The organism is Streptomyces sp. NPDC029044 (assembly GCF_040637495.1).
Classification (GTDB): Bacteria; Actinomycetota; Actinomycetes; order Streptomycetales; family Streptomycetaceae; genus Streptomyces.
Genome location: NZ_JBEZWN010000021.1, coordinates 93202 through 110759 on the forward strand (window position 1 = coordinate 93202; position 17558 = coordinate 110759).

Below are 17558 nucleotides of genomic sequence, written 5' to 3' on the forward strand. Positions count from 1 at the left end.
GCAACAGACAGCCGAGTGACGAGGACGAACGGAGCCGGGCCCGATGGGTGAGCAGCAGCATGTGAAGTTCCCGCAAGAGGTCATCGACGAGTACGCCGCGCTCGGCGTGGACCTCCTGGCCCTGTTCTCCGCGGGCCACCTCGGCAACCGGATGGGCGTCCAGATCTCCGAGGCGTCGGCGGACCGGGTGGTCGGCACCATGCCGGTGGAGGGCAACACCCAGCCCTACGGACTGCTGCACGGCGGGGCCTCCGCGGTGCTGGCCGAGACCCTCGGCTCGATCGGATCGATGCTGCACGGCGGCAGCTCCAAGATCGCCGTGGGCGTCGACCTGAACTGCACCCACCACCGCGGGGCGCGCTCCGGGCTGGTCACGGGCGTGGCCACGCCCGTGCACCGGGGGCGCTCGACGGCCACGTACGAGATCGTGATCACCGACGAGAACGACAAGCGGGTCTGCACCGCCCGGCTGACCTGCATGCTGCGCGACGTGCGGCCGGGCGACGAGGAGCTCATCCGCTCCGCGTGCTGATCCGGACGTAGGGAAAACCCTGGAGGGGCGGGCGCGCTCTTGTCGCGACCGCCCCGCGGGCACTTCACTGGCGCTCCCCCCACAGGAGAAGACCCGTCCCACCCGCAGAAGGGTTTCTCTTGACCTCCGTACGCGTCCTCTCCGTCACCGCGGCGGCCTGCGCCACCGTGCTCGCCACCGCGCTGCCGTCCTCCGCCATCAACTCCTACAACGCCGCACCCGCCCCCGAACGCACCGAGGTCGGGGCGCTCGTGGCCACCTGGGACGACGACGGCGACCCCGCCACCCCCGACCGGGCCGACTGGGTCTGCTCCGGCACCATGATCGACGCGGACACCTTCCTGACTGCCGCGCACTGCACCTCGGACTGGCCCGACAACGTGCGCTTCTACGTCTCCCTCGACCAGGACGTGCAGTCCGGGCTCGACACGGCGGCGAAGAAGTACCCGGGCGACCCGGCCGCACAGGCCGCGGCCGTCGCCGTCCGGGGCACCGCCCACAGCCACCCCGCCTACCCGGGCCCCGCCTCCGACACCCACGACATCGCGGTGATCCAGCTGCCCGCCGCCGAGGTCAAGGCCCGCTGGAGCTTCACCCCGGCCACCCTGCCCACCGCCGGCCAGCTCGGCAAGCTCGGCCCGCAGGGCCTGAACGCCACCGACTGGCTCGTCGCCGGATACGGCACCCAGGAGGCCGCCAACGGCCCCGGCGGCCAGACCCACCCCGGTGGCGGGGTCCGGATGAAGGCACCCGTCACCTTCAATGCCCTCAACGACTCCTGGGCCCGGCTCGCGATGACCGCGCCCCAGGGCAACGGAGGTGCCTGCTACGGCGACTCGGGCGGCCCCAACTTCGCCACCATCGGCGGCAGAAGCATCCTCGCTGCCACCACCGTCACCGGCGACAGCCCCTGCTACGCGACCAACGTGACGTACCGCCTGGACACACCCGGCGCCCGCGCCTTCCTCTCGCCGTTCGTGAAGCTGCCGTAGCCCACGCCGGAGGCCTGCGGCGGCACCGGTCGCCACCGGCCGCACGACACCGCCCACCGCCCACCGCCCCGCCGCTCCGCGTACGCCGCGGGCCGGCGGGGCGACCGTGACGCAACCGGGAGGGCCGGCCGGACACGGGCGGCCCTCCATCTCCCGCTCCGGGCACCGCAGTAGGCCACCGAGTCACTCAACCCCCAGCGTCGACGGGCGAGTTCGGCCCCAGCCGCCACGGCACCGTCCGCGCGGCGACGCGCGCGCTCCCGGCCCGGCGGCGGTGCAGGGCGATGGCGGCCGCCCTGCCGCCGGCCACCGCGCGGCGAGCGACCTGCCGCATCCCGTGGAAAATCGCCGATTCCGATGACTCGGGAGTTTCCCGTGTATAGAGCACGCAATTCCTGCTGTGACGCTCCGTAACGCGCGCGCAATACAACGCCGCGGTTTCGCCTTCAGCCGGGCTCACTCCCGGAAACCTTTCCGATCTTGTTGGCCACGCACGCATTCCGGCAACCGCACGATCTCAGCCACGGCCAACCGGAAGTGCGGGTTCTCAGAATGCGGACCTCGGCGAAAATCCACCAAACCCGCCGAGAGGGTCCGCGGCCGAGACCGGGCATCCACCCCGTCATAACAAGAAAGTCACAAGCCAGCCCGCGCCGCTGACCCTGCCCTTACCCCGGGCTTAGAGTCACGGCCAGTCACCGCCTCCATCGGGAGTTCGGTACCAGCGCGGCACTCACCCCCCGACCAGGGCGGGGCCTGCCTGTGAAAGGACTGATTGTGCGACAGCGTTCCTTGGTGATTCTTACCTCCGTTCTCACGACCGGAGCTCTGACTCTCACCGCCTGCGGCTCCCGAGACGACAGCGGTGACAAGGGCGGAGACAACGGGAGCAGCACCACGCTGACCATCGGCGTCGACGCCCCCCTCTCCGGTGAGAACTCCACCACCGGCCTCGGCATCCAGTACGGCGCCCAGATAGCCATCGACGACGCCAACAAGAACAACTGGGTCCCGGGCGTGAAGTTCAAGCTCAAGGCCCTGGACGACAAGGCGCAGCCCGCCACCGGCCAGACCAACGCCACCAACATCGTCGGCGACAAGACCGCCGTCGGCGCGGTCGGCCCGCTGAACTCCGGCGTCGCCCAGACGATGCAGCAGGTGTTCGCCTCGGCCAACATGGTCCAGATCTCCCCCGCGAACACGGCCCCCGAGCTGACCCAGGGCAAGAACTGGCAGTCGGACAAGAAGCGCCCGTTCAAGACGTACTTCCGCACCGCCACCACCGACGAACTGCAGGGCAGCTTCGCCGCCGGCTACGCGTACAACGGCCTCAAGAAGAAGAAGGCCTTCGTCGTCGACGACAAGCAGACCTACGGCGCCGGTCTCGCGAAGATCTTCAACGAGCAGTACAAGAAGCTCGGCGGCAAGGTCGTCGGCACCGACCACGTCAACACCGGCGACAAGGACTTCGGCTCCCTCGTCACCAAGATCAAGAACTCCGGTGCCGACCTCCTCTACTACGGCGGCCAGTACGACGAGTCCGCGCTGATCACCAAGCAGCTCAAGGACGCCGGCGTCAAGATCCCGCTGTTCGGCGGTGACGGCATGTTCGCCACCACCTACATCGAGGCCGCCGGCAAGTCCTCCGAGGGCGACCTCGCCACCGCCATCGGCGTCCCCGCCGACACCCTGCCCGCCGCCAAGACGTTCATCCAGACGTACAAGGACAAGGGTTACAAGGGCGACTACGGCGCCTACGGCGCCTACGCCTACGACGCCACCACCGCCATCATCAAGGCCGTCAAGGCCGCGGCCGACGCCAACGGCGGCAAGGTGCCCACCGACATCAACGACCTGCGCTCCAAGGTCGTCGACGGTGTCCAGAAGTCCGACTTCGAAGGCCTCACCGGCAAGATCGCCTTCGACGAGTACGGCGACACCACCAACAAGCAGCTGACCGTCTACCAGGTCGAGAAGGGCGCCTGGAAGGCCGTCGACACCGGCACCGCCGACCTGCAGTAGAAGTACCGGCCCCCAGCAAGCCTCACCCACGGGCCGCGCGGAAGGAGGACCCCGACCGCGCGGCCCGTTTTCACACCCCCACACAGCACGCGACCACGCACGCATCCAGTGCACACGACCACCAGCGACATGGAGGCCATGCGGTGAACACCCTGCCGCAGCAGCTGGCCAACGGGCTGCTCCTAGGCTCGATGTACGGGCTGATCGCCATCGGCTACACGATGGTGTACGGCATCGTCCAGCTCATCAACTTCGCGCACGGCGAGATCTTCATGACCGGGGCCTTCGGCGCCCTCACGGTCTACTTCTACATCCTCCCCGACGGCACCTCGATGGCCCTCGCGGTACCCCTCATGCTCCTCGGCGGAGCCCTCGTCGCCATCCTCATAGCCGTCGGAGCGGAACGGTTCGCCTACCGACCACTGCGCGGAGCACCACGCCTGGCACCGCTCATCACCGCCATCGGCCTCTCCCTGGCCCTCCAGGAGGTCGTGCGCAACTTCTACCCCGGCGCCGACCGCGCCCGCGCCTTCCCCGGCCTCGACGCCACCCACGACATCGGCTCCGTCACCATCAAGGACGCCGACATCTTCCTCATCCTCGCCGCCGTCCTCTGCATGGCCGCCCTCGCCTTCTTCGTGCGCCGCAGCCGCACCGGCCGCGCCATGCAGGCCACCGCACAGGACCCCGACACGGCGCAGCTGATGGGCATCGACACCAACCGCATCATCGTCATCGCCTTCGCCATCGGCGGCTTCTTCGCCGCCGTCGCCGCCGTCGCCTACGGACTCAAGTACGGCAACGTCGACTACCGCATGGGCTTCCTGATGGGCCTCAAGGCCTTCACCGCGGCCGTCCTCGGCGGCATCGGCAACATCTACGGCGCCATGCTCGGCGGCGTCGTCCTCGGCGTCGCCGAAACCCTCGCCTCCGCCTACATCGACGAGATCCCGGGCATGCAGCAGCTCGGCGGCCAGAGCTGGGCCAACGTCTGGGCCTTCTGCCTCCTCATCCTCGTGCTCCTCTTCAGGCCACAGGGCCTGCTCGGCGAGCGCGTCGCGGACAGGGCGTGATCACATGACCGAGACGACCAAGACCCCGACGCCGGACGCCGCCCCCACCCCGACGCCCGCACCGCACGGTCTCATCCCGCTGCCCACCGCGGCCGCCCGCGGCCTCCTGCTCGCCGGCGGCATCGCCACCGCCGCCTCCGCGTTCCTCGCCTGGACCTGGACCGCCGAATTCCCCGGCGACCTCACCATCAACGGCTACCCCGGTGGCCTCCAGTGGCTGACCTTCACCGCCGGCGTCCTCACCGCCCTGTTCGCCCTCGCCTCCTACGGCATCCGCGGACTCGGCTGGCTGCTGCCCGCCCGCAACAACGCACCACTCGCCCTCACCGCGCTCGGCGGCTTCGCCGTCACCTGGTTCACCGTCATCGCCATCAGCGTCAAACTCGGCGGCGTCGTCAACCTCGAACCCGGCGGCTGGATCGCGGCCGTGGCCTCCCTGCTGCCCGTCCTCGGCGCCTTCGCCCTCCCCCAGGAGCGCACCGGCACCGACGGCACCAAGGAAGCCGTCAAGGCCTACCTCGCCAAGCCCGAACGCATCCCCGCCCCCCAGGCCACCGCGCCCTGGATCCAACGGGCCGTCATCACCGTGGTCACCATCATCGGCCTCGGCGTCTTCACCTACGGCATCGACACCGAGTACGGCGAACTCTTCGTCGGCTACCTCTTCGTCGTCACCTTCGCGGTCTGGGCCCTGCACACCGCAGGCCTCCTCGACCGCTTCTCCGCACTCGTCGCCGGCAACCGCAGCTTCACCCTCGCCATGGGCTTCGCCGCGGCCATCGCCTTCCCCTTCACCCAGACCGACGACCACTACGCCAACATCGGCGTCAACATCCTGATCTTCGGGACCGTCGCCCTCGGCCTCAACATCGTCGTCGGCCTCGCCGGACTGCTCGACCTCGGATACGTCGCCTTCCTCGGCGTCGGCGCCTACACCGCCGCCCTCGTATCCGGCTCCGAGTTCTCCACCATCTCCGGCGTCCACCTGCCCTTCTGGGCCTCCGCCCTGGCCGGCGCCGCCGCCTCGCTGATCTTCGGCGTCCTCATCGGCGCCCCGACCCTGCGACTGCGCGGCGACTACCTCGCCATCGTCACCCTCGGCTTCGGAGAGATCTTCCGCATCGCCGTCAACAACATGGACGGCCAGTCCGGACCCGACGTCACCAACGGCCCGAACGGCATCCCCTCCATCCCCGACCTGAAGCTCCTCGGCTTCAACTTCGGTGAGGCGCACGACATCGGCGGCTTCACCCTCGGCCGCTTCGCCAACTACTACCTCCTGATGGTCCTCATCATGGCCATCGTCGTCCTGGTCTACACGCGTGCAGCGGACTCCCGCATCGGCCGCTCCTGGATCGCCATCCGCGAGGACGAGACCGCCGCCACCGCCATGGGCATCAACGGCTTCCGCGTCAAACTCGTCGCCTTCGCCCTCGGCGCCGCCCTCGCCGGCCTCGCCGGCACCGTCAGCGCCCACGTCACCTACAGCGTCGTCCCCACGCCCTACCAGTTCGCCGGCTCCACCCCGCCCAACTCCGCGTTCCTCCTGGCCGCGGTCGTCCTCGGCGGCATGGGCACGGTCGCAGGACCCCTCCTCGGCGCGGCCCTGCTCTACCTCCTCCCCGAGAAGCTCGTCTTCCTCCAGGAGAAGTCACTCCTCGCCTTCGGCATCGCGCTCATCCTCCTGATGCGCTTCCGCCCCGAAGGCATCATCGCCAACCGCCGGCGCCAGCTCGAATTCCACGAGACCGGCCAACTCGACGTACCCAAACAGACCACGCTGACCGACGAACCGGCCGTCACCAAGGCGGGGGCGTAACCACGATGACCACACAGCCCACACCTGTACTCGAAGCACGCGGCGTCACGATGCGCTTCGGCGGCCTCACCGCCGTACGCTCCGTCGACTTCACCGTCAACGCAGGCGAGATCGTCGGACTCATCGGCCCCAACGGCGCCGGCAAGACCACCTTCTTCAACTGCCTGACCGGCCTCTACGTCCCCACCGAGGGCACCGTCTCCTACAAGGGCACCGTGCTCCCGCCCAAGCCCCACCTGGTCACCCAGGCCGGCATCGCCCGCACCTTCCAGAACATCCGCCTGTTCGCCAACATGACGGTCCTGGAAAACGTCCTCGTCGGACGCCACACCCGGACCAAGGAAGGCCTCTGGTCCGCCCTCCTGCGCGGCCCCGGCTTCAAGAAGGCCGAACGCCACAGCGAAGAACGCGCCATGGAACTCCTGGAGTTCATCGGCCTCGCCCACAAGCGCGACCACCTGGCACGCAACCTCCCCTACGGCGAACAGCGCAAGCTCGAGATCGCACGCGCCATGGCCTCCGAGCCCGGCCTGCTCCTCCTCGACGAGCCCACCGCCGGCATGAACCCCCAGGAGACCCGCGCCACCGAAGAACTCGTCTTCGCCATCCGCGACAAGGGCATCGCCGTCCTCCTCATCGAGCACGACATGCGCTTCGTCTTCAACCTCTCCGACCGCGTCGCCGTCCTCGTCCAGGGCGAAAAGCTCGTCGAGGGCACCTCCGACATCGTCCAGGCCGACGAGCGCGTCATCGCCGCGTACCTCGGAGAGCCATTCGAAGGCGACCCCGGCGAGGCCGAAGCCGCCGAGGTCGAGGCCGCCGAAGCCGCCGCCGACGCGACCAGCACCACCAGCAGCACCAAGGGAGAAGCCAAGTGACCGCACTCCTCGAAGTCGAGGACCTCCGGGTCTCCTACGGCAAGATCGAAGCCGTCAAGGGCATCTCCTTCAGCGTCGACGCCGGCCAGGTCGTCACCCTCATCGGCACCAACGGCGCCGGCAAGACGACCACCCTGCGCACCCTCTCGGGCCTGCTGAAGCCGACGTCCGGGAAGATCCTCTTCGACGGCAAGCCCCTCAGCGGGGTCCCCGCCCACAAGATCGTCGCCCTCGGCCTGGCCCACTCCCCCGAAGGCCGGCACATCTTCCCCCGCCTCACCATCGCGGAGAACCTCCAGCTCGGAGCGTTCCTCCGCAAGGACAAAGAAGGCATCGAGAAGGACATCCAGCGCGCCTACGACCTCTTCCCCATCCTCGGGGAACGCCGCAAGCAGGCCGCGGGAACCCTCTCCGGCGGCGAACAGCAGATGCTCGCCATGGGCAGGGCCCTCATGTCCCAGCCCAAGCTGCTCATGCTCGACGAGCCCTCCATGGGCCTCTCCCCGATCATGATGCAGAAGATCATGGCGACCATCTCGGAGCTCAAGTCCCAGGGCACGACGATCCTCCTCGTCGAACAGAACGCCCAGGCCGCGCTGTCCCTGGCGGACCAGGGCCACGTCATGGAGGTCGGTAACATCGTCCTCTCCGGAACCGGACAGGACCTGCTCCACGACGAGTCGGTACGCAAGGCCTACCTCGGCGAGGACTGACACACGAATGAGGCCCGCGCCCCCTGACGGGACGCGGGCCTCATTCATGCGCGAAGATCAGCCCTTGCCGGCCTTCTTCTCGTCGGCGTCCTGAATGACCGCCTCCGCCACCTGCTGCATCGACATCCGACGATCCATCGACGTCTTCTGAATCCACCGGAAAGCAGCCGGCTCCGACAACCCGTACTCCGTCTGGAGAATCGACTTCGCCCGGTCCACCAGCTTGCGCGTCTCCAGCCGGAGCGTGAGGTCGGCGACCTCCTTCTCCAGCTCCTTCAGCTCCGTGAACCGCGAGACGGCCATCTCGATCGCCGGCACGACGTCCGTCTTGCTGAACGGCTTCACGAGATACGCCATAGCGCCCGCGTCCCGAGCGCGCTCCACCAGATCCCGCTGCGAGAACGCGGTCAGCATCAGCACCGGCGCGATGCTCTCCTCCGCGATCTTCTCCGCCGCGGAGATACCGTCCAGCTTCGGCATCTTCACGTCCAGGATGACGAGGTCCGGCCGGTGCTCACGGGCCAGCTCCACCGCCTGCTCACCGTCCCCGGCCTCACCGACGACGGTGTACCCCTCCTCCTCCAGCATCTCTTTGAGATCGAGCCGGATCAGCGCCTCGTCCTCGGCGATGACGACCCGCGTCGTCATCGGAGGCACGTGCGACTTGTCCTCTTCAGGCACGTCAACAGGCTGGGGCGACTCGGGGGCACTCACGTGGGCTCCTTGGTAGGGGCAGGCCGGTACTGCTCCCAAGAGCGTACCTAGCTGAAGTCGGCAGCACTTACCGGGTACACTCCCGATCAGTGCTGTCGCCGGGTTGGCGGAACAGGCAGACGCTGATGTCTCAAACACATCTGTCCGAGAGGACGTGCGGGTTCGAGTCCCGCACCCGGCACTTCCGGTAAGCAAGCGGAGGATCGCGTTCGCGTGATCCTCCGCTCTTTGCTGCACATGGTCACAGTGTGTGACTCACAGTGGCCATATGAACGGTCATGGCACTGACGTACGACAGAAGGCCCTCACTCTGCTGCGCTCGGGCGCGAAGAACGCGGATGTCGCCCGTACCCTCCAGGTGCCGATGGGGACTATCGGCTATTGGAAGCATCTGGATCTGGCACGACGCGGCGAGAGCCCCAGCAGGCACGACCCGAAGTGTCCCCGCTGCGACGGAAGGGATCTCGACGAGCCCGCGTATTCCTATCTGCTCGGCCTCTACCTCGGCGACGGCCACATCAGTCACTACTCGGAGCACCGCGTTCCCAACCTCATGATCACCTGCGCCGAGTCATGGCCGGGGCTCATGAACGACTGTGAGCAGGCCATGCAAGCGGTCTTCCCCGACAATTCCGTCTGCCGTGTCCGCAAGACCGGCTGCCGCAACGTGAAGGTCTACTCGAAGCACCTCCATTGCCTCTTCCCCCAGCACGGCCCGGGCAGGAAGCACGAACGCCGGATCGCCCTCGAATCCTGGCAGCAAAGCATCGTCGACGCCCATCCATGGGAATTCGTCCGGGGGCTCATCCACTCCGACGGCTGCCGGATCACCAACTGGACGACCCGGATGGTGGCCGGCGAGCGCAAGCGCTACGAGTATCCCCGGTACTTCTTCACCAACGTCTCCGATGACATCCGGCGGCTCTACACCGACACCCTGGACAAGCTCGGCGTCGAGTGGACGCGCTGCGCCCGTAACGGCAACCCGTTCAACATCTCCGTCGCCCGAAAAGCCTCCGTCGCTCTCATGGACGCCCACGTCGGGCCCAAGTACTGACCGACTACTCCGCGATGTGGTGGACGCGGACCATGTTCGTCGAGCCGGAGACGCCGGGTGGGGAGCCCGCCGTGATGACGACCGTGTCGCCCGGGCGGCAGCGGCCGTAACGCAGCAGCAGTTCGTCGACCTGGTCGATCATCGCGTCCGTGGAGTCCACGCACGGGCCGAGATACGTCTCCACGCCCCAGGTGAGGGCGAGTTGTGAGCGGGTGGCCTGGTCGGGGGTGAAGGCGAGGAGGGGGATCGGGGAGCGGTAGCGGGAGAGGCGGCGGGCGGTGTCGCCGGACTGGGTGAAGGCGACGAGGAATGTGGCGCCGAGGAAGTCGCCGATCTCCGCGGCCGCGCGGGCGACCGCGCCGCCCTGGGTGCGGGGCTTGTTGCGTTCGGTCAGGGGCGGGAGGCCCTTCGCCAGGATGTCCTCCTCCGCCGCTTCGACGATGCGGGCCATCGTGCGGACGGTGTCGATGGGGTGTTTGCCGACGCTGGTCTCCCCGGAGAGCATGACGGCGTCGGTGCCGTCGATGACGGCGTTGGCGACGTCGGAGGCTTCGGCGCGGGTGGGGCGGGCGTTGTCGATCATCGAGTCGAGCATCTGGGTGGCGACGATGACGGGTTTGGCATTGCGCTTGGCCAGTTTGATGGCGCGCTTCTGGACGATCGGCACCTGTTCCAGGGGCATTTCGACGCCGAGGTCTCCGCGGGCGACCATGATGCCGTCGAAGGCGGCGACGATGTCGTCGATGTTTTCGACGGCCTGTGGTTTTTCGACTTTGGCGATGACGGGGAGGCGGCGGCCTTCTTCGTCCATGATGCGGTGGACGTCCTGGATGTCGCGGCCGGTGCGGACGAAGGAGAGGGCGATGACGTCGAAGCCGGTGCGCAGGGCCCAGCGGAGGTCGTCTTCGTCCTTTTTGGAGAGGGCGGGGACGGAGACGGCGACGCCGGGGAGGTTGAGGCCTTTGTGGTCGGAGATCACGCCGCCTTCGAGGACGGTGGTGTGGACCCTGGGGCCGTCCACCGAGGTCACCTTGAGGCAGACCTTGCCGTCGTCGACGAGGATGCGTTCGCCGGTGGTGACGTCGGCGGCGAGGCCGGCGTAGGTGGTTCCGCAGATCTGGCCGTCGCCTTCGACGCCGTCTTCGACGGTGATGGTGAAGGTGTCGCCGCGTTCGAGGAGTACGGGGCCTTCGGTGAAGCGGCCGAGTCTGATTTTCGGGCCTTGAAGGTCGGCGAGGAGGCCGACGCTGCGTCCGGTCTCGTCTGCGGCTTTGCGGACCCGTTGGTAGCGCTCCTCGTGTTCGGCGTGGCTGCCGTGGCTGAGGTTGAAGCGGGCTACGTCCATTCCGGCGTCGACCAGGGCTTTGATCTGGTCGTACGAGTCGGTGGCGGGTCCCAGGGTGCAGACGATTTTGGCTCGGCGCATGGCACGAGCTTATGAGTTACCGACCGGTAGGGAATGGGGTGGATGTGACCACCCAACAGACTTTGCATCAAGCGCTATTGACAAGTGTTGAATTGTGCGGCAGGGCGCTCCGATGAGCACCGGGGAGGAATGTCGTTCGTGTTTTCGGATATCCACCCTGGGGGCCTGCCCGGGGGCTTATAGCTGCGGCGGCACCATGGTGAAGCGGACGTTGATCTGGGCGTGGACGCGCTGCCGTTGCGGTTCGAGGTCGAGGGGGGCGGGGGTGTCCTCGGCGGTGCCGGCGTAGGCCGCGGAGCGCATGCGGCCCGGGGCCTGGGGGTAGGCCGGCGGGGCGCTCTCGGCGCCGATGTCGGCGAGTTCGACGAGGGCGGAGAGGGTGGTGCCGAGGGCGTCGGCGTATTCGCGGGCGCGTTGGACGGCTTCGCGCACGGCCTTCTTGCGGGCTTCGCGGTGGGCGGGTGAGTCGGGGCGCAGGGCCCACCAGGGGCCGTCGACGCGGGTGAGGTCGAGGTCGGCCAGGCGGGTGGTGAGTTCGCCGAGGGCGGTGAAGTCGGTGAGTTCGGCGGTGACGCGGACGCTGCCGTGGTAGGTGCGGACGCGTTCGCCGCGGCCGTGTTTGGTGAGTTCGGGCGTGATGGAGAAGGCGCCGGTCTCCACGCGTTCGACGGCGTCGCCGTAGGTCTTGACGAGGTCGAGGACGCCGGCGTTGCGGCGGGTGAGGTCGTCGAGGGCGGAGCGGCGGTCGCGGCCGCGGGCGGCGACGGTGATGCCGATGCGGGCGATCTCGGGGTCGACTTCGAGGCGGGCCTCGCCGCGGACGGCGATGCGGGGGGCCTCGGGTGTGCCGTAGGGGACGGCGGGCTGGGAGGCGTCTGGGGTGGCCGCGGTCATACGCCCCACTCTGTCATGTCTGGGCTGGTTGGCGGCCGGGGATGCGGAGGCCGAGTCATCAGATCGCAACCTGCCGGGTCTGTTGCGGCCGGTCATGGACGGGTCAGAATCTACGCGCGTTATCTACGCGCGTCGTTCACAGATTCCGCAGGGGAGCCAGACATGCCGTTGAACCGCCGGAAGTTCCTGGAGAAGTCCGCCGTGACCGGGGCGGGGGTGGCGCTGGCCGGTGCGGTCTCGGCGCCGGGTGCGCAGGCGGCCGAGGCGAAGCGGGGTGCCAAGCGGTACGCGTTCACCGTGCTGGGGACGACGGACCTGCACGGCAACGTCTTCAACTGGGACTACTTCACGGACAAGGAGTTCGACGACAAGGACCACAACGACGTGGGCCTCGCGAAGGTCTCGACGCTCGTGAACCGGGTCCGTGCGGAGAAGGGCCGTCGCAACACGCTGCTCATCGACGCGGGCGACACCATCCAGGGCACGCAGCTGTCGTACTACTACGCCAAGGTCGACCCGATCACGGCCGAGGGCGGCCCGGTGCACCCGATGGCGCAGGCGATGAACGCCATGGAGTATGACGCGGCGGCGCTCGGCAACCACGAGTTCAACTACGGCATTCCGGTGCTGCGGAAGTTCGAGCAGCAGTGCCGGTTCCCGCTGCTGGGGGCGAACGCGCTGGATGCGAAGACGCTGCGGCCGGCGTTCGCGCCGTACAGCATGCACCGTTTGCGCACGCCGCACGGGCGGGACGTGAAGGTGGCGGTGCTGGGGCTGACCAACCCGGGCATCGCGATCTGGGACAAGGCGAACGTGCAGGGCAAGATGACGTTCCCGGGTCTGGAGGAGCAGGCGGCGAAGTGGGTGCCGAAGCTGCGGTCGATGGGCGCGGACGTGGTCATCGTGTCGGCGCACAGCGGTTCGTCGGGGACGTCGTCCTACGGTGACCAGCTGCCGTACATCGAGAACGCGGCGGGTCTGGTGGCGGAGCAGGTGCCGGGCATCGACGCGATCCTCGTCGGGCACGCGCACACGGAGATCCCGGAGTACTTCGTCACGAACAAGAAGACCGGCAAGAAGGTGGTGCTGTCGGAGCCGCTGAAGTGGGGGCAGCGGCTGACGCTGTTCGACTTCGAGCTGGTCTGGGAGAAGGGCTGCTGGAAGGTCGAGAAGGTGGGCGCGAAGGTCCTGAACTCCAACACGGTGGAGGAGGACCCGAAGATCACGAAGCTGCTCTCCGACGAGCACGAGAAGGTCGTGGCGTACGTCAACCAGGTGATCGGCACGAACGCGGCGGAGATGACGTCGGCCGAGGCGCCGTACAAGGACGTGCCGATCATCGACCTGATCAACCACATCCAGGCGGACACGGTGAAGCAGGCGCTGGCGGCCACGGAGTACGCCTCGCTGCCGGTGCTGTCGCAGGCCGCGTGCTTCTCGCGGTCCGCCCGGATACCGGCGGGCGAGGTGACGATCCGGGACGTGGCGGGCCTGTACGTGTTCGAGAACACGCTGGAGGCGCGTCTGATGACGGGTGCGCAGATGAAGGCGTACCTGGAGTTCTCGGCGAACTACTTCGTGCAGACCGCGCCGGGTGCCGCGGTGGATCCGGCGAAGCTGACGAACGCGAACGGCACGCCGGACTACAACTACGACGTGGTGAGCGGTCTGTCGTACGAGATCGACATCGCGAAGCCGGCCGGTTCGCGGGTGACGAATGTGCGGTTCGAGGGGCAGCCGCTGGCGGACGACGCGAAGTTCGTGTTCGCGGTGAACAACTACCGGGCCAACGGCGGCGGGAACTTCCCGCATGTCGCCGCGACCCCGTTGCTGTGGTCGAACTCTGACGAGATCCGCAACACCATGATCGCCTGGGTGAAGGCGAAGGGGTCGATCGACCCGGCCGCCTTCGCGGCGGTGGACTGGAAGCTCACGCGGGAGGGCACGCCCGTCTTCTGAGGTGCGCGCCCGGTCACCTCCGGTCGTCGACGAGCGGGGTCAGTGCCGGTGCCTCTCGGGGCGGCGGTACGTGGGCCCGCTGGGTGAGGCCGAAGGTGGTGAAGGCGGTGCGGGCGGGGAGTGCGTAGGCCTCCTCGCCCGTCAGGGAGTTGAGGATGATCGCGCTGCGCCAGGCGGTGAGTCCGAGGTCCGGGGCGCCGACGCCGTGGGTGTGGGTTTCGGCGTTCTGGACGTACACCGTGCCGGTGACGGACGGGTCGAGGACGAGCCGGTAGTCCTCGTCGATGCGGGGGCGTTCCTGGTTGTCGCGGCGCATGTAGGGGTCGAGGCCGGCGAGGATCCGGTCGAGGGGGCGTTCGCGGTAGCCGGTGGCCAGGACGACGGCGTCGGTGGTGAGGCGGGAGCGGCTGTCCTGGAGGGTGTGTTCCAGGTGCAGTTCGACTTTGGTCGTGGCGACCCGGCCGGCGGTGCGGACGCGGACGCCGGGGGTGAGGACGGCGTCGGGCCAGCCGCCGTGCAGGGTGCGGCGGTAGAGCTCGTCGTGGACGGCGGCGATGGTGGCGGCGTCGATGCCCTGGTGCAGCTGCCACTGGCCCTCGACGAGCCGGTCGCGGGTGGATTCGGGCAGGGCGTGGAAGTAGCGGGTGTGGTCGGGGGTGAAGTGTTCCAGGCCGAGCTTGGAGTACTCCATGGGGGCGAAGGCCTCGGTGCGGCCCAGCCAGTGCAGTTTCTCGCGTCCGGCGGGCCTGTTGCGGAGCAGGTCGAGGAAGATCTCGGCGCCGGACTGTCCGATGCCGACGACGGTGACGTGCTCGGCGGCGAGGAGGGCTGCACGGTGGTCGAGGTAGTCGGCGGCGTGCACGACGGGCACGCCGGGGGCCTCGACGAGGGGTTTGAGGGGGTCGGGGACGTAGGGTTCGGTGCCGATGCCGAGGACGACGTTGCGCGCGTATGTGCGGCCGAGTGCCTCGGCTTCTCCGTCGGTGTCGAGTTGGGTGAAGTCGACCTCGAAGAGGTCGCGTTCGGGGTTCCAGCGGACGGCGTCGATCTGGTGGCCGAAGTGGAGTCCGGGGAGGTTCTCGCTGACCCAGCGGCAGTAGGCGTCGTATTCGGCGCGCTGGATGTGGAAGCGCTCGGCGAAGTAGAAGGGGAAGAGCCGTTCGCGTGACCTGAGGTAGTTGAGGAAGGTCCAGGGGCTGGTGGGGTCGGTGAGGGAGACCAGGTCGGCGAGGAACGGGACCTGGATGGTGGCGCCTTCGATGAGCAGGCCGGGGTGCCAGCCGAAGGTGTGGTGCTGGTCGTAGAAGACGGTGTCGAGGCCGCCGAGGGGGTGGGCGAGCGCGGCGAGGGAGAGGTTGGCGGGGCCGATGCCGATGCCGACGAGGTCGCGGGGGGCGTCGGGTTCGGGGGCCGGGGCGGGGTTCATCGGGGGGTGTGTCCTTCCTCGAGGGTGGCTCGGCTCGCTGCCGCGAGGTGCAGCAGGGCGGCCAGGTCGTCGGGCCCGGTGGCGGGGTTGAGGAGGGTGGCCTTGAGCCAGAGCCGGCCGTCGAGGCGGGCCCGGCCGAGGACGGCGGAGCCGTCGGTGAGCAGCGCGCGGCGTACGGCGGCCACGGTGGTGTCGGTGGCGCCGGTGGGACGGAACAGCACGGTGCTGATGACGGGTGGGGCGTGCAGTTCGAAGCCGGGGTGTGCGTCGACGAGGGCGGCGAACGCGCGGGCGTGGGTGCAGACCCGGTCGACGAGTGCGCCGAGCCCGTGGCGTCCGAGGGTCTTGAAGGTGACGGCGAGTTTGAGGACGTCGGGGCGGCGGGTGGTCCTGAGGGAGCGGCCGAGCAGGTCGGGCAGGCCGGCCTCGGTGTCGTCGTCGGCGTTGAGGTAGTCGGCGCGTTGCCGCAGGGCGGTGAGGTCGCGGGCGTCGCGGACGGCGAGGAGGCCTGCGGCGACGGGTTGCCAGCCGAGTTTGTGCAGGTCGAGGGTGACGGTGTCGGCGGTGTCGAGTCCGGTGAGGCGGGTGCGGTGCCGGTCGCTGAAGAGGAGGCCCGCGCCGTAGGCGGCGTCGACGTGCAGCCGGGCGCCGTGGGCCGTGCAGCGGGCGGCGATCTCGGGCAGTGGGTCGATGAGGCCGGCGTCGGTGGTGCCGGCGGTGGCGGCGACGAGCAGCGGGCCGTTCAGGCCGGTGAGGGCTTGGTCGAGTGCGTCGGGATCGAGTGTGCCGTGCGGGGTGGGTACGACGACGGGCTGCGGCAGGCCGAGCAGCCAGGCGGCGCGGGGCAGGGAGTGGTGGGCGTTGGCCCCGCAGACGAGCCGGACGGTCGCTCCGTGGGTTTCCCGGGCGAGGAGCAGGGCGAGCTGGTTGGCTTCGGTGCCGCCGGTGGTGATGAGGGAGTCGGGGGTGGCCGGTGTGCCGTTTCCGTGGATCTCGCGGGCCAGGGCCGCGGTGATGAGTCTTTCCAGTTCCGACGCTCCCGGGGCCTGGTCCCAGGAGTCCAGGGAGGGGTTGAGGGCGGAGGCCGCGAGGTCGGCCGCGGTGGCCACGGCGAGCGGGGGGCAGTGGAGGTGGGCGGCGCACAGGGGGTGGGCGGGGTCGGCGGCGGTCCGGGCGAAGGCGTGGACCAGGGTGCGGAGGGCGTGCGGGTCGCCCCGGTCGGGGAGGACGTCTCCCACGGTGTCGCGCAGCCGCGCCGCGACCTGCTCCGGGCCGCCCGCGGGCAGCGGTCCGCCGCGGGCCCGGGCGCCGGTGTCCAGCGCGTGGAGCACGGTGTGGAGCAAGGGCCGCAGGGCGTGCGGGCCGTCGGGGCCGGATGCGAGGGGCGGCGTGCTCATGGACTGACCTCCCGGGCGCGGGTGTGCGGCGCGCCCGGACAGCCCAACGATCCAACCCGGGTGGAGGTACCTCTGTGCACGGGTGCCAGTTCTCGAACCCGTCCGTGGAGGCTTCGGGGCGGGGCCGGCTTCCGGGCGCGGGTGCCAGTTCTCGAACCCGTCCGTGGGCACCTCGGGGCGGGGCCGGCATCCGGGCACAGTTGCCAGTTCTCGAACCTCTCCGTGGGCGCTTCGGGGCAGGGCCGGCATCCGGGCGCGGGCGCCTCGGGGCAGGGCTGGCATCCGGGCGTGGGCGCCTCGGGGCAGGGCCGGCTTCCGGGCACGGGCGCCTCGGGGCAGGGCCGGCTTCCGGGCACGGGTGCCAGTTCTCGAACCCCTCCGTGGGCACCTCCGGGCAGGGCCGGCTTCCGGCCGTGGGCGCCTCGGGGCAGGGCTGGCATCCGCCGCGGGCGCCTCGGGGCGGGGCCGGCATCCGGCCGCGGGCGCCTCGGGGCGGGGCCGGCCTTCCGGGCAGGGGTGCCAGTTCTCGAACCCGTCCGTGGGCGCCTCGGGGCGGGGCCGGCTTCCGGGCGTGGGCGCCTCGGGGCAGGGCCGGCATCCGGGCGTGGGCGCCTCGGGGCAGGGCCGGCATCCGGGCGTGGGCGCCTCGGGGCAGG

Annotated in this window: 14 protein-coding genes and 1 tRNA gene; 10 read left to right on the forward strand and 5 right to left on the reverse strand. The window is 69.4% G+C overall.

Annotated elements, in window-relative coordinates; all coding sequences use genetic code 11:
* The first annotated feature begins 43 nt into the window (after nt 1-43).
* The 7 genes from AB0E85_RS19250 (at nt 44) to AB0E85_RS19280 (ending at nt 8029) form a co-directional block, all read left to right on the forward strand.
* Nucleotides 44-532: a hotdog fold thioesterase gene (locus tag AB0E85_RS19250; protein ID WP_361928391.1), complete on the forward strand. Its 489-nt coding sequence runs from the start codon at nt 44-46 to the stop codon at nt 530-532.
* A 119-nt stretch (nt 533-651) separates the two neighbouring features.
* Entirely contained in the window at nt 652-1524 is an 873-nt protein-coding gene (locus AB0E85_RS19255; RefSeq protein WP_361928394.1) for a trypsin-like serine protease, read from the forward strand.
* 792 nt (nt 1525-2316) lie between these two features.
* On the forward strand, nt 2317-3546 hold the full coding sequence (locus tag AB0E85_RS19260; protein WP_361928431.1) for a branched-chain amino acid ABC transporter substrate-binding protein: 1230 nt from the start codon (nt 2317-2319) through the stop codon (nt 3544-3546).
* A gap of 143 nt (nt 3547-3689) precedes the next feature.
* Nucleotides 3690-4619 carry a branched-chain amino acid ABC transporter permease gene (locus tag AB0E85_RS19265; protein ID WP_033310613.1) on the forward strand — a complete coding sequence of 310 codons (930 nt, stop codon included), beginning with the start codon at nt 3690-3692 and terminating at the stop codon, nt 4617-4619.
* A gap of 4 nt (nt 4620-4623) precedes the next feature.
* Complete coding sequence (locus AB0E85_RS19270; RefSeq protein ID WP_361928397.1) at nt 4624-6438, forward strand: branched-chain amino acid ABC transporter permease; 1815 nt, start codon at nt 4624-4626, stop codon at nt 6436-6438.
* Between the two features lie 5 nt (nt 6439-6443).
* Nucleotides 6444-7316, forward strand: a complete 873-nt coding sequence (locus tag AB0E85_RS19275) for an ABC transporter ATP-binding protein (protein ID WP_033310609.1) — start codon at nt 6444-6446, stop codon at nt 7314-7316.
* Nucleotides 7313-8029, forward strand: coding sequence for an ABC transporter ATP-binding protein (locus tag AB0E85_RS19280; RefSeq protein WP_161366577.1), 717 nt, complete (start codon nt 7313-7315; stop codon nt 8027-8029). Before AB0E85_RS19275 ends, AB0E85_RS19280 begins: the two co-directional genes overlap by 4 nt.
* Before the next feature lie 57 nt (nt 8030-8086).
* Here the strand turns inward: AB0E85_RS19280 and AB0E85_RS19285 are convergent, their stop codons facing one another.
* Nucleotides 8087-8743: a response regulator gene (locus AB0E85_RS19285; protein ID WP_107458554.1), complete on the reverse strand. Its 657-nt coding sequence runs from the start codon at nt 8741-8743 to the stop codon at nt 8087-8089.
* Between the two features lie 97 nt (nt 8744-8840).
* Here AB0E85_RS19285 and AB0E85_RS19290 point away from each other — a divergent pair.
* Together AB0E85_RS19290 and AB0E85_RS19295 are read left to right on the forward strand one after the other, a co-directional pair.
* A tRNA-Leu gene (locus AB0E85_RS19290) sits at nt 8841-8924 on the forward strand.
* 87 nt (nt 8925-9011) lie between these two features.
* Nucleotides 9012-9800: a helix-turn-helix domain-containing protein gene (locus AB0E85_RS19295; RefSeq protein ID WP_361928402.1), complete on the forward strand. Its 789-nt coding sequence runs from the start codon at nt 9012-9014 to the stop codon at nt 9798-9800.
* Nucleotides 9801-9804: 4 nt separating this feature from the next.
* On the opposite strand, the gene pyk is transcribed toward AB0E85_RS19295, so the two are convergent.
* The gene (gene pyk, locus AB0E85_RS19300) at nt 9805-11226 is read right to left on the reverse strand and encodes a pyruvate kinase (RefSeq protein ID WP_361928405.1); all 1422 of its coding nucleotides are present in this window, start codon (nt 11224-11226) and stop codon (nt 9805-9807) included.
* 177 nt (nt 11227-11403) lie between these two features.
* Entirely contained in the window at nt 11404-12120 is a 717-nt protein-coding gene (locus tag AB0E85_RS19305; protein ID WP_361928408.1) for an SIMPL domain-containing protein, read from the reverse strand.
* A 162-nt stretch (nt 12121-12282) separates the two neighbouring features.
* On the opposite strand from AB0E85_RS19305, the gene AB0E85_RS19310 reads away from it, so the two are divergent.
* Nucleotides 12283-14079: a 5'-nucleotidase C-terminal domain-containing protein gene (locus AB0E85_RS19310; protein WP_361928410.1), complete on the forward strand. Its 1797-nt coding sequence runs from the start codon at nt 12283-12285 to the stop codon at nt 14077-14079.
* 13 nt (nt 14080-14092) lie between these two features.
* On the opposite strand, the gene AB0E85_RS19315 is transcribed toward AB0E85_RS19310, so the two are convergent.
* Both AB0E85_RS19315 and AB0E85_RS19320 read right to left on the reverse strand, forming a co-directional pair.
* Nucleotides 14093-15505 carry a SidA/IucD/PvdA family monooxygenase gene (locus AB0E85_RS19315; RefSeq protein ID WP_361928413.1) on the reverse strand — a complete coding sequence of 471 codons (1413 nt, stop codon included), beginning with the start codon at nt 15503-15505 and terminating at the stop codon, nt 14093-14095.
* Entirely contained in the window at nt 15502-16902 is a 1401-nt protein-coding gene (locus AB0E85_RS19320; protein ID WP_361928416.1) for an aminotransferase class V-fold PLP-dependent enzyme, read from the reverse strand. The genes AB0E85_RS19315 and AB0E85_RS19320 overlap by 4 nt, the downstream gene beginning before the upstream one ends.
* Nucleotides 16903-17558: the final 656 nt, after the last annotated feature.